Source organism: Streptomyces populi (genome assembly GCF_002911015.1).
Taxonomy (GTDB): Bacteria; Actinomycetota; Actinomycetes; order Streptomycetales; family Streptomycetaceae; genus Streptomyces; species Streptomyces populi.
Genome location: NZ_KZ626850.1, coordinates 90468 through 102266, shown reverse-complemented (window position 1 = coordinate 102266; position 11799 = coordinate 90468). Strand labels below are relative to the sequence as shown.

The 11799-nt window shown below is 71.7% G+C and carries 10 protein-coding genes; 6 read left to right on the top strand and 4 right to left on the bottom strand.

The features are described 5' to 3' along the window. Window positions 1–7 precede the first annotated feature (7 nt). A complete protein-coding gene (locus CW362_RS08865) occupies window positions 8–994 on the top strand; it encodes a phosphotransferase (protein ID WP_103548813.1) in 987 nt (328 codons plus the stop codon). Between the two features lie 21 nt (window positions 995–1015). On the opposite strand, the gene CW362_RS08860 is transcribed toward CW362_RS08865, so the two are convergent. Further along, window positions 1016–3436: a SpoIIE family protein phosphatase gene (locus CW362_RS08860; protein WP_240657724.1), complete on the bottom strand. Its 2421-nt coding sequence runs from the start codon at window positions 3434–3436 to the stop codon at window positions 1016–1018. A gap of 327 nt (window positions 3437–3763) precedes the next feature. Further along, entirely contained in the window at window positions 3764–4414 is a 651-nt protein-coding gene (locus tag CW362_RS08855; protein WP_162684005.1) for a DUF4328 domain-containing protein, read from the bottom strand. 412 nt (window positions 4415–4826) lie between these two features. Between CW362_RS08855 and CW362_RS08850 the strand changes: the two genes are divergently transcribed. After that, a complete protein-coding gene (locus tag CW362_RS08850) occupies window positions 4827–6332 on the top strand; it encodes an FG-GAP repeat protein (protein ID WP_103548810.1) in 1506 nt (501 codons plus the stop codon). A 375-nt stretch (window positions 6333–6707) separates the two neighbouring features. After that, complete coding sequence (locus CW362_RS08840) at window positions 6708–7376, top strand: class I SAM-dependent methyltransferase (RefSeq protein WP_103548808.1); 669 nt, start codon at window positions 6708–6710, stop codon at window positions 7374–7376. Between the two features lie 69 nt (window positions 7377–7445). Here the strand turns inward: CW362_RS08840 and CW362_RS08835 are convergent, their stop codons facing one another. Further along, on the bottom strand, window positions 7446–7721 hold the full coding sequence (locus CW362_RS08835) for a hypothetical protein (RefSeq protein WP_240657723.1): 276 nt from the start codon (window positions 7719–7721) through the stop codon (window positions 7446–7448). Between CW362_RS08835 and CW362_RS08830 the strand changes: the two genes are divergently transcribed. Further along, entirely contained in the window at window positions 7720–8190 is a 471-nt protein-coding gene (locus CW362_RS08830) for a TetR/AcrR family transcriptional regulator (protein WP_103548807.1), read from the top strand. The genes CW362_RS08835 and CW362_RS08830 overlap by 2 nt on opposite strands. 204 nt (window positions 8191–8394) lie before the next feature. Here CW362_RS08830 and CW362_RS08825 read toward each other — a convergent pair whose 3' ends face one another. Beyond that, window positions 8395–9270 (bottom strand): PhzF family phenazine biosynthesis isomerase, encoded by an 876-nt coding sequence (locus CW362_RS08825; RefSeq protein ID WP_103548806.1) that lies wholly within the window; start codon window positions 9268–9270, stop codon window positions 8395–8397. 125 nt (window positions 9271–9395) lie between these two features. Here CW362_RS08825 and CW362_RS08820 point away from each other — a divergent pair, with 125 nt between their 5' ends. Both CW362_RS08820 and CW362_RS08815 read left to right on the top strand, forming a co-directional pair. Continuing rightward, complete coding sequence (locus tag CW362_RS08820) at window positions 9396–9998, top strand: PadR family transcriptional regulator (RefSeq protein WP_103548805.1); 603 nt, start codon at window positions 9396–9398, stop codon at window positions 9996–9998. A 71-nt stretch (window positions 9999–10069) separates the two neighbouring features. Then, window positions 10070–11788, top strand: coding sequence for an acyl-CoA dehydrogenase family protein (locus tag CW362_RS08815; RefSeq protein ID WP_103548804.1), 1719 nt, complete (start codon window positions 10070–10072; stop codon window positions 11786–11788). Window positions 11789–11799 lie beyond the last annotated feature (11 nt).

The following is an 11799-nucleotide window of genomic DNA, read 5'->3' as shown; positions in this document are numbered from 1 at the left end:
TCTGCCGATGCGGAAGCTCGTGGAGATCGAGGACCTGTCGGGGCTGGTGCGTGACGTACTGGGATCGGCCTGCCGTGTGGTCGGGGTCGACCGGTTGCGCGGGGGCAGCAAGAAGGGGGTGTACCGGGTTCGGGTCGACGGGACCCCGATGGCGAGCGTGATCGTCTACAGCTGGGCCGAGGAGGAGAACTTCTGGCCGGGCCGGAACGACACGGACGCCGAGGATCCGTTCGCACCCGCGTCGGGGCTGGCCCCCTTCCTCGCCGCCCGGCGAAGTCTGGAGAACCTGGGTGCGAGGACCCCGCGGGTCCTCCTGGCCGACGACAGCCGGCACCGCTACCCGGCGGACCTGGCCGTGGTCGAGGACATCTCCGCCGGCACTCTCGAAGCACTCTTCGCGAGCGACCCCGCCCGTGCGGCCGCGGTCCTGGACGAACTGGCCGCGACGGTGGACGTCATGCACCGGCACCTCGCCCCGGAGTACGGCCGGGTGGATCTGCTGGAGCGGGGCGGCACCGCAAAGGGGGTCTCCTGCGAGCAGTTGGTCCTCGACCGGGCCTTGCGCGATCTCGACGAGGCTTCGGGCAGGGACCGCAGGATCGCCGCGGCGGACGGCCGGCTGCGCGAGCGTCTCCACGGCTCGAGCGCGCTGGTGACCCCCCGTGCCGCGTACGGGCTGGTCCACGGGGAGCTGGGCCCCGACCACGTCCTGGTCGACGCCGACGGTCACGCGGTGCTGATCGACATCGAGGGGCTCATGCACTTCGACGTCGAGTGGGAGCACGCTTTTCTGGAGATCCGCTTCGGGGAGTTCTACCCCGTCCTGGCCCGGCCCGGCCTCGACCCGCGGCGGCTGGACCTCTACCGGCTCGCGATGCGCCTGTCCCTGGTCGCCGGCCCGTTGCGCCTGCTCGACGGCGACTTCCCCGACCGGGCCTTCATGCACGGGATCGCGGAGCACAACCTGAAGGAGGCCCTGGCACTCCTCCCGTAGCGTGGGCCGTGGCCGCGGGGGTCAGGAGGGCGGCAGGGGCTGCTCCGTCCAGACGGTCTTGCCGTCGTGGGCGTAGCGGGTGCCCCACCGCTCCGTGAGCTGCGCGACCAGGAAGAGCCCGCGTCCGCCCTCGTCCGTGCTGAGGGCCCTTCGGAGGTGGGGGGAGGTGTGGCTGGTGTCGGACACCTCGCAGATCAGGTACTGCGTGCGGATGAGGCGCAGGGTGACGGGGCCGTCCCCGTACCGGTAGGCGTTGGTGACGAGTTCACTGACGACCAGCTCGGTGGTGAAGGCCATGTCCGACAGCCCCCACTCGGCCAGTTTCGCCGTGGTCAGCTCCCTGCCTCGGGCGGCGGCGGTCGCCTCCAGGGGCAGCTGCCATGTGGCGACGTTCTCCGGCGGCAGCACCCGGGTACGGGCCATGAGCAGCGCGATGTCGTCGGTGGGGCGGCGGTCCGTGGGCAGCAGTGCCTCGACCACGCCGTGGCAGGTGAGCTCCAGCGGATCGGCACTGCGGGTGAGACGTTCGCGCAGGTTCTCCAGCGCGACGTCGATGTCGCCGCCGCGCGCCTCCAGGAGGCCGTCGGTGAAGAGCGTGAGCAGGCTGCCCTCGGGGAGGTCGAGGTCGTACATCTCGAACGGCAGTCCACCCAGGCCGAGCGGTGGCCCCGCGGGCAGGTCGAGCACGGTCACCTGGCCGTCCGGCGTGGTCAGCAGGGGCGCCGGGTGACCGGCGCGGGCCAGGGAGCACCGCCGGGAGACCGGATCGTAGACCGCGTAGACACAGGTTGCCCCGAGCACCTGCTCGATCGCCGGCTGGCTGCTCTCGGCGTCCGTCTCCAGTTCGGCGGCCAGCAGACTGACCAGATCGTCCAGCCGGGCCACCACCTCGTCCGGTTCCAGGTCGAGGCTGGCCAGGGTGCGCACGGCGGCGCGCAGGCGCCCCATCGAGGCCGCCGCGTGGATTCCGTGGCCGACCACGTCCCCCACGACGAAGGCGACCCGGGCCCCCGACAACGGGATCACGTCGAACCAGTCACCGCCGATGCCCTGTTCACCGCTCGCCGGGAGGTACCGGCAGGCCACCTCGACGGCCGGCAGGTCGGGCAACGCGCCCGGCAGCAGGCTGTGCTGCAGGGTCAGAGCGGCGTTCTGCTGCTGGGTGAAGCGGCGCGCGTTGTCGATGCAGACGGCCGCGCGCGAGGAGAACTCGTGGGCCACCGCGGCGTCGTCGTCCTCGAAGGGCTCCGAATGGCGTACGCGCCACAGGCTCACCACACCCAGGATCAGGCCGCGCGCCATCAGGGGTACCGCGATCAGGGAATGGACGCCGAGCCCCAGGGCGACCTCGATCCGCCGCCGGTCCATGGCGTGCCACTCGGGGCGCAGGGACAGCAGCCGTTCGAGAACCGGGCGACGCTCGGCCAGGCACCGCGCCTGCGGCGACTCCGGAAGGAGCGGGACCACGTCGCCCTCCTGGAACGGGACCCGTGGTTCCGGGGGCGAAAAAGCCACGCGCAGGAGCGCACCCGCCATGTTCGAGGGCAGTTCGTCACCGAGCAGCACCGGCTTCAGGAGGTCCACCGAGCAGTAGTCGGCCAGGCCGGGGGCGGCCACCTCGGCCAGTTCCCGGGCCGTCTGCGCCACGTCCAGCGAGGTGCCGATCCGGGCGCTCGCCTCGTTCAGCAGGGTGAGCCTGCGCCGAGCCCGGTAACGCTGGGTGATGTCCTCGATCGTCTCCGCCACACCGAGGACCCGGCCCGAGGGGTCCTCCATCCGGAACGCGGAGACGGACACCATCCGTTCCTGGCCCGGGGCATGGCGGGTGCGGGCCGACTGCTCCGTGAAGATCAACGGCTCGCCGGTCTCCAGGACGTGGCGCACCCGTTCGTCGGCCGGACCCGCGTCCTCCTCGATCAGGAACTCACCGGAACGACGGCCCACCGGCGCATCGGCCGCGATGCCGCTCGCCTTCTCGATCGCGCGGTTGACCCGGATCACCTTCCGGTCCGGGCCGTGGATGGCCAGGCCGATCGGGGACCGGCGGTACAGGCCGTCCAGCAGCGCGCGGTCCCGCTGCCAGGAGACGACCTCCACGGCGGGGGCACCGACCAGGAACCACTCCTGGCAGTCTCCGTCACGGGTGATCGCACGGGCCCGGAAACCCATCTCCACACGCCGTCCGTCGCGGTGCCGGATGGGCAGGATCCCGAACCAGCCCCCCGCCCTCAGGGCGTCCACGACGACGGACCGTGCGACGGGCAGGTCGCGGGCGTCGACCAGGAGGTCCTGCCACGCCCGTCCGATCACCTCCTTGGCCGGGTAGCCCAGCAGCTCCTGCGCACGTGCGCTCCAGCCGACCACTGTGCCGTGATCGTCGAGCACGGCCGAAGCGCCGTGCCCGAGGGCGAACGGGTCCTCCGGACTCTCGCTGAAATGCATCGAAGGTGTCCCCATAACCACCACTCTGTCTCCGTGCCTCCGATGTTCCTCCCCCCGGTCTCCGTCCGCGACTCGCCTTCCGCCCGGCCCGGCGGCTCGACGGAGGCGGCATGACGGCGCTCGGCGCGTACGAGCGATCACGTGCGGGAAAGGGGTGGCCACGGCCCGGGACCACTTCTTCATGGATCGGTGCACGACCGTCGCGGCCCGGCACCGGTACCGGCGGGCGGACCCTCGAAGCCGCACGGCCCCTGTGCCGGATGCGACCGAGGACGGCCTCGTGGGCCGGGAAACGCCGACGGTCCCGCCGAACTCCTCGCCCGTCGGTCAGACCTCGGCGGACGCCGTCGCGGCGACGCGCTCCAGCCTGCGGAAGAGCTGCCGTACGACGACGATCGACAGCACGGCGGCGCAGACGTGCAGACCCTCGCCGACCATCATCTGCCGCAGGGCATGACGGGCCTGGCTCGCGGTGGCCGCTTCCTTCAGATCGTCGACGGCGTGGCCGTAGCCGTTGGCCGCGAACAGGACGGACAGCCACCACGCGGTCAGCAGAGGGTGCCCGCGACGGCGCTGCGGTTCCGGCCCGCCGGCGGCCCACAGATCGTTGACGAACATCTTGGGCACGAAGAGCTGCGCCACCGGGATCACCCAGCCGAAGACCAGCCACGCCCTGCGCCTGCGTTGTCCCTCGCGCCAGAGCACGTCCGCGACATCACGCATGCCGGCGAGCCAGACGCTGAACTGGAACAGGGCCAGGACCAGCAGCCCCGTCCGCCAGCCCTGCAAGTTCCTGAAGTACGTGTCGGCCTCGACCAGCGGGTTGTCCACGTACGGCACGGGGGCCGCCGGTCCCGCCAGCAACCGGTACTTGTGCCAGGCAACCAGCCCGACCGCGGCGCTCACCAGCGCGAACACGGCGAGCACACCGCCGGCGAACCGGGCCCGCCCACGCGGCAACCTGACTGCTTCGGACACTTCGCGCTCCCTGGAAGCCGCCCGTCCGGACTTCCCGCAGGTCGGCAGCGGATCTTAACCCCCTGTGGGATCGGCCACGGCAGCGGACCGGAGGCTCCGCATCCGACGGTCGTCCCGCGCACCGACTACAACCATGGGCGAACTTCGGATGTCTTCTGGGTGAGGGGAAAGGGGCGTCGCCCTCACCGCGCTGTCCGACGAGGGGGCCTCGCATGACCGTATGGGGCTTCGCGGCGGACTCCGTGACATCGCGGCCCGCTCCGGCCACCGGCGGCGACAGCGACAGCGACAGCGATGACTGCCCACGTGTCGGTGTCGGCCGGTGAACCGACCGCGCACCCGTGCCGCCCTCACGCGCCTCGGCCGGACAGGACGCCGCAGGCGATCCAGGAAACCAAGGAGGTTCGCCCCCGTGCGTCACATCAACAGCGCGGCCATGACAGCCGTGGCGCTGCTCGCTCTAGGCGGCGGCACGATGATCGCGGCGCCCGCGGCACATGCCGTGGTGCCCTTTCCGTCCATCGGCTGGCAGCAGCACAACTGCGACTTCGACGGCAACGGGTTCGACGACGTGCTGACCGGCGCCCCGGGCGCCACGGTGGGCGGAGCCAAGGCCGCCGGCTACGTCTCCGTGCAGTACAGCTCGTCGGGCGGTCTCAGCACCACCAGGAAGAGCGTCCTCGACCAGAACACCTCGGGCGTTCCGGGTGCCGCCGAGGCCGGTGACGGCTTCGGCGGCGCCGTGGCCTCCGGCGACCTGGACAACGACGGTTACGACGACGCGATCGTCGGCATCCCCGGCGAGGACCTGGCCGGGCTGTCCGACACGGGCGGTGCCGTCGTCTTCTGGGGTTCGCCGAGCGGGCTGCACGGGTCCGACAGCACCTGGCTGGAGGACGCGGGCCGGCTGCGGGCCGGCGCGAACTTCGGTCTGGCCCTCGAAGCCGCCCGGTACTTCGCCCCGGACCCGGCGCGCCCGGACGCCGACCCGCGCGACAGCATCGCCGTCCTGGAGAACGACACGCTGCTGTTCTTCACCTCCGCGCCGGCGACAGCGGCGGCCCGGCAGATGAAGTCGGTGGGCACGGGAGTCCGGGCCCGGGACGTCGGCCCGCTGGAGACCGGCTTCGCTTTCCGGAGCCTCAGCCACGGCAACTACAACGAGGACAGCTGGGCCGACCTGGCGGTCTCCGGTGTGACCACCGGCGACCAGCCCGGCGTCGGCGCCACCCGGGTGCTGCACGGCGCGCCCGACGTCGAGGCGCTGGGCGACGGCGGCACGTTCAAGGGCGGTCCCGCGGTCGTCTCCGGCGACTTCAGCCACGACGGCCAGGACGACCTGGCCATCGGCGACACGGGCGTCGGTTCGCCCCTCGGCGGCTCCGTCTCCGTCTACCTGGGCAAGGGCGACCTCTCCGGTCTCGACCCGACCCCGGCACAGACGTGGACGCAGGACTCCCCCGGTGTCCCCGGCACGGCCGAGGCCGGCGACCGGTGGGGTGCCGAGCTGTCCGCCGGTGACACCGACGGCGACGGTCAGCCGGATCTCGCCATCGGGGCACCCGGGGAGGACGTGGGTTCCGTGCGTGACGCGGGTGCGGTCTGGACGCTGCGCGGCACACGGGGCGGGCTGACGGCGACCGGGGCGCGCAGTTTCGATCAGAACTCCCCCGGCGTTCCCGGCGTGGCGGAGGCCTCGGACCACTGGGGCGGCCAGCTGCGGTTGATCGACGCCGACGACGACGGCCGTTTCGGTCTGCTGGCGGCGGCACCGGGTGAGAACACCGGCGACGGCATCGTATGGGTCATTCCCGCGTCGTCGTCGGGGCTCGTCGCCAGGGGTTCGTGGACCTACGACGGGGCACGCCTCGGGGCGCCGGTGGCCGACGCGCGGTTCGGCGCGGCGATCGACGAGTAGCGGAAACCCCCGGCCGGTTCCGGGAGTTCACCGGGCTCGCGCCAGAACTCGCCGCCCCCGTACCGCCCCTGCCGGCCGTCGCCGACCGCCGGGACGACGGCCGACGCGGACGTGGCGGCGGGCGACGCGGCCGGGTCGAGTACGCCCCGGCCGCATCGCCCGGCGGACGCCTGCGGCTCGAACCGCCGGACGAGCGGCTCCGGTTCCGGCCGGACGCGGGGAGCCGCGATCGCGGTGGGAGGGGCACGGGTACGGGTTCCGGGCCCGGCAGCCGGACCGTGCTCACCGCCGACGTGCCTTCGCACCGCCCCGCGCGGCATCCGGGTGCCCCATGAGTCCGCCGGCCCTGTCGGTGCTTCCGTCTATATTCACCGCGTGACCGAGCCTGCTTACCTCGCCGCTGTCCGGGACTCGTACGACGCCGTCGCCGCCGACTACACCGCTCTCGTCAAGAATCCGTCCGAGCTGGACCCCGCATCACGCGCGCTGCTGGCCGCGTTCGCGGAACTGGTGCGGACCTCCGGCCCGGGGCCGGTCGCCGACGTGGGCTGCGGCCCCGGCAAGGTGACGGCCCACCTGGCCGGACTCGGAGTGTCCGCGTTCGGCGTCGACGTGTCGCCCAAGATGGTCGAGCTGGCCCGAAACGCCTACCCTGACCTGCGGTTCTCCGTGGGCACGATGACGGCGCTGGAGATCGACGACGACGCGCTCGGCGGCATCCTCGCCCACTACTCCACCCATCACACTCCTCCGGAGCTTCTGCCGCTGGTGTTCGCCGAGTTCCACCGCACCCTGGCCCCAGGGGGCCATCTCCTGCTCGCCGGTCACGTGGGCGCCCGTGAACACCGCCGGCCGTCGCGCGCCTACGGGGACCACCCCGTGTCCTACGAGTCCTACCGACTGCCCGCGGACGAGCTCGCGGAACTGCTGAACCAGGCCGGACTCACCGTCACCTCTCAACTGGTGCAGGCCCCCGACGGGGGTCCGAAGTGGAAGTTCGCCAGTTTCATGGCCCGCAAGCCGACTGCCGAGGAGGCTGCTTGACCTCCCGTCCCCCCGAGAAGTCCTCGGGAAGAGGCCGTGGAGGCCTCCCCCCGGCGAGAACCGTGCCGGTCACCGGCCGACACGGCTGAGGTCGGCCGTGTAGTCGGGCAGGACCACGGTGCTGACCCTCTCGCCCAGCCTGAGCATGCCGTTCAGGAACAGGGGCCGGGACAGCAGGGTGTTGCGGATACGCATGCCGGTGGCGGTGGCGGGGGCGAGGAACTTCCCGGTGCGGTCACCGCCCGCCTGACAGCCCTCGGCGTACTTGCGGAGCCTGCTCTCGTAGCGGGTCGCGCGGGCCGGGGTCGAGATCGCCGACTCCGACGGGCTGGCCGACGTCTCCATGCAGCGGGTCGCCGCCCGGCCGGGCGTGACCAAGATGGCGCTGTACCGGTACGTGCCGGGCAAAGCCGAGCTGGTCGCCCTGATGGTGGACGCCGCGATCGGCCCCTGCCCGGAGGCGCGGCGCGGCGGCTGGCGTGAGCAACTGGAGGAATGGGCAAGCCAGTTGTTCGCTGTCTTTCGTCAGCACTCCTGGGCGCTGGACGCCACCGTCGGACCACGGGTCATGGGGCCTGCGGAACTGTCCTGGCTGGAGCGTGCCGTGTCCGCCCTGGACGGCACCGGACTGAGCGGAACGGAGCGGATGGACGCGGCCGTCCTGCTGGTCGGTCACGTACGCGGCATCACCCAGCACGCCCGCGCGGCGGGCCCCGCGGACGATCCCGAAGCCCAACTGGGCAGCATTCTCGGGGAACTGATGCGGACTCACGGCGAGCGGTTCCCCGCGCTCATCGACCGGCGCGCGCACTGACGCCCTGATCATGGCCGCCGGCCTCCCCTCCGGGCACAACCGGTCATGCGGCCGTACGGACGGGTGGAGGGGTGGACGGGTAGAAGCGTGGAGGGATGGAGGCGTGGGCAGGCGGCGGCAGGGTCAGGGCCTTGCGGCCCGGCCCGCCCCGCCTGCGCCACCACCCGCTCGCAACGACTCCGAATCCCGTCCCGGAGCGATCGGCTAGCCGATGCGAGTCCCCGTGCCGCTCACACGGACACGGCGGTCACCCGCGCGCAGCCTCACCGTGAGTTCGCCGGGACGCCCCATGTCCTCGCCCTGGTGCAGCGTGAGAACGGCGTCCTCGGGGACGAGACCGAGCTCACGGACGTACGCGCCGAACGCCGCGGCCGCGGCACCGGTCGCCGGGTCCTCGACGACACCGCCCACGGGGAACGGATCACGGACGTGGAAGACGGTGGCCGCCTCCCGCCAGACCAGCTGGACCGTGGTCAGGTCCAGGCGGTGCATCAGGGCTTCGAGGCGTGCGAAGTCGTACGCCAGGTCCGCGAGTCGGGCGCGCGTCGCCGCCGCGAGGACGAGGTGGCGGGCACCGGCGAACGCGATGCGGGGCGGGAAGGCCGGATCGAGATCGGCGGCCGCCCAGTCGAGCGCCGCGAGGGCTTCGCCGAGGTCGGCGTCGGCGATCTCCTCGACGTGCGGCTCGACGCTGGTCAGTGTGACCCGGACCGTCCCGGTCTCCTGGACCACCTCCACCGGCACGACGCCGGCGCGCGTCGTGAACACCAGCTTCCCGGGGCCCGTCCGCTCGGCGAGCGCGACGGCGGTCGCGACGGTGGCGTGCCCGCAGAACGGCACTTCGGCCTTCGGGCTGAAGTAGCGGATGCCGTAGGCCCGTTCCCCGGAGTCACCGGGACCGTTCGGGAGCGTGGTCAGGAACGCGGACTCCGAGTATCCGAGGTCGGCGGCGATGGCCAGCATGTCGTCGTCGTCCAGAGCGGTGGCGTCCAGAACGACACCCGCGGGGTTCCCGCCCTCGGGGTCACTGGAGAAGGCGGTGTATCGCAGGACCTCGGGCCTCGGCGCATTCATTGTCATGATCGCGAAACATGGAAACACCCTGGGCTATTCCGGAGTGCCGCGCCCCGCCGTCCGGGTGAGCCGTGTCTCACCCGGGCGGCACAGCTTGCCTATGCAACGAGTTGCATAGAAAGCTGTGCGGTATGGCGCTCGAACACGCGATCCTCGTCTCCCTGCTGGAAAAGCCGGGGTCCGGCTATGAGCTGGCCCGGCGGTTCGAGCGGTCCATCGGCTACTTCTGGACCGCCACGCACCAGCAGATCTACCGCGTCCTCAAGCGCATGGAGAGCGAGGGTGTTCTCGCCGTCCGCGAGGTGCCGCAGCAGGGCCGGCCGGACAAGAAGGAGTACTCCGTGGCCGATCCGGGCCGTGCCGCCCTCTCCCGGTGGCTGCACGAGCCGATCGAACCGGAGAGCCTCCGTCACGATCTCGCGGTGAAGATCCGCGGCGCCGCCTTCGACGACCCGGCGGCACTCGTCGACGAGGTCGAACGGCACCACCGGGTCCACAGCGACCGGCTCGCGCGCTATCTCGCGGGAGAACTGCGCGACTTCACCGGCCCCGACGCCCCCGCGCCGCTCGACACCGGCCAGGAACTGCAACACGTCGTGCTGCGCGGCGGCATCGCGTACGAGCGGATGACGATCGCCTGGCTCGACGACGTCCTCGCCACCCTCCGCGCCCTGGGCGCGCCGACCGGTGCCAGGGGCGGCCCGCAGGACGGCCGCCCGGGTCCGTCGGTCTGAGCCCCACCCCCCTTTCCTCCGTGCCGAGTACGGCAGTACCCGAAACCCTCACCCCCGGAAGGCGAACCTCCGTGACCACTCCCTCGCTGTTCAATCCGCACACCTACGACCCGGCGCACTTCGACCCCGAGACGCGCAGGCTGCTGCGGGCCACCGTCGACTGGTTCGAGGAGCGCGGCAAGCGCCGGATCATCGAGGACTACCGCACCCGCGCCTGGCTCGGCGACTTCCTCGCGTTCGCCGCCAAGGAGCGCCTGTTCGCCACCTTCCTCACCCCGGCCTCCGCCGCCACGGGCGAGGACCAGCGCTGGGACACCGCCCGGATCGCCGCCCTGAACGAGATCCTCGGGTTCTACGGTCTCGACTACTGGTACGCCTGGCAGGTGACCATCCTCGGTCTCGGCCCGGTCTGGCAGAGCGAGAACGCCGCCGCCCGCACGCGTGCCGCGGACCTCCTGGACCAGGGTGAGGTCTTCGCCTTCGGCCTGTCCGAGAAGGCCCACGGCGCCGACATCTACTCCACCGACATGCTGCTGGAGCCCACCGAGGACGGCGGCTTCCGGGCCACCGGCTCCAAGTACTACATCGGCAACGGCAACGCCGCCGGTCTGGTCTCCGTGTTCGGCCGCCGCACCGACGTCGAGGGCCCGGACGGTTACGTCTTCTTCGCGGCCGACAGCCGCCACCCGGCGTACCACCTGGTGAAGAACGTCGTCGACTCCTCCAAGTTCGTCAGCGAGTTCCGGCTGGAGGACTACCCGGTCGCCCCCGAGGACGTCCTGCACACCGGCCGCGCCGCCTTCGACGCCGCTCTCAACACGGTCAACGTCGGCAAGTTCAACCTCTGCACGGCCTCGATCGGCATCTGCGAGCACGCGATGTACGAGGCCGTCACGCACGCGAGCAACCGCATCCTCTACGGCCGTCCCGTCACCGCCTTCCCGCACGTCCGCCGGGAGCTGGCCGAGGCGTACGTCCGTCTCGTGGGCATGAAGCTGTTCAGCGACCGCGCCGTCGACTACTTCCGTTCGGCCGGTCCCGAGGACCGCCGCTACCTCCTCTTCAACCCGATGACGAAGATGAAGGTGACCACGGAGGGCGAGAAGGTCATCGACCTGATGTGGGACGTCATCGCCGCCAAGGGCTTCGAGAAGGACAACTACTTCTCCCAGGCCGCGATCGAGATCCGGGGCCTGCCCAAGCTCGAGGGCACGGTCCACGTCAACCTCGCGCTGATCCTCAAGTTCATGCGCAACCACCTGCTCGACCCGATCGACGTGCCCGTCGTGCCGACCCGGCTCGACGCCGCTGACGACGACTTCCTCTTCCGCCAGGGACCGGCCCGCGGCCTGGGCTCCGTGCGCTTCCACGACTGGCGCGCCGCGTACGACGCGTACGCCGAGGTGCCGAACGTCGCCCGGTTCCGGGAGCAGGCCGACGCGCTGTGCGAGTTCGTCACCACCATGGCCCCCGACGAGACGCAGAGCCGCGACCTCGACTTCCTGCTCTCCGTGGGGCAGTTGTTCGCGCTGGTGGTGCACGGACAGCTGATCCTGGAGCAGGCGCGCCTGACGGACCTGGACGAGCCGGTGCTGGACGAGCTCTTCTCCGTGCTGGTCCGTGACTTCTCCGGACACTGCGTCGAACTGCACGGCAAGGACTCCGCCACCGCGGAGCAGCAGGGCTGGGCGCTCGGCGCGATCCGGCGTCCCGCCGTGGACGAGGCGCGTTCGGCGCAGGTCTGGCAGCATGTCGAGGCCCTGTCCGGGGCGTACGAGATGTCGCTGTAACGGCGCGGCCG

What these genes read in the sequence shown, in the direction of transcription:
- CW362_RS08830 (WP_103548807.1), top strand. Translation starts at nt 7,720, where the DNA reads ATGCAGCGGGTCGCCGCCCGGCCGGGCGTGACCAAGATGGCGCTGTAC.
- CW362_RS08825 (WP_103548806.1), bottom strand. Translation starts at nt 9,270, where the DNA reads ATGACAATGAATGCGCCGAGGCCCGAGGTCCTGCGATACACCGCCTTC.
- CW362_RS08820 (WP_103548805.1), top strand. Translation starts at nt 9,396, where the DNA reads ATGGCGCTCGAACACGCGATCCTCGTCTCCCTGCTGGAAAAGCCGGGG.
- CW362_RS08860 (WP_240657724.1), bottom strand. Translation starts at nt 3,436, where the DNA reads ATGCATTTCAGCGAGAGTCCGGAGGACCCGTTCGCCCTCGGGCACGGC.
- CW362_RS08865 (WP_103548813.1), top strand. Translation starts at nt 8, where the DNA reads ATGCGGAAGCTCGTGGAGATCGAGGACCTGTCGGGGCTGGTGCGTGAC.
- CW362_RS08835 (WP_240657723.1), bottom strand. Translation starts at nt 7,721, where the DNA reads ATGGAGACGTCGGCCAGCCCGTCGGAGTCGGCGATCTCGACCCCGGCC.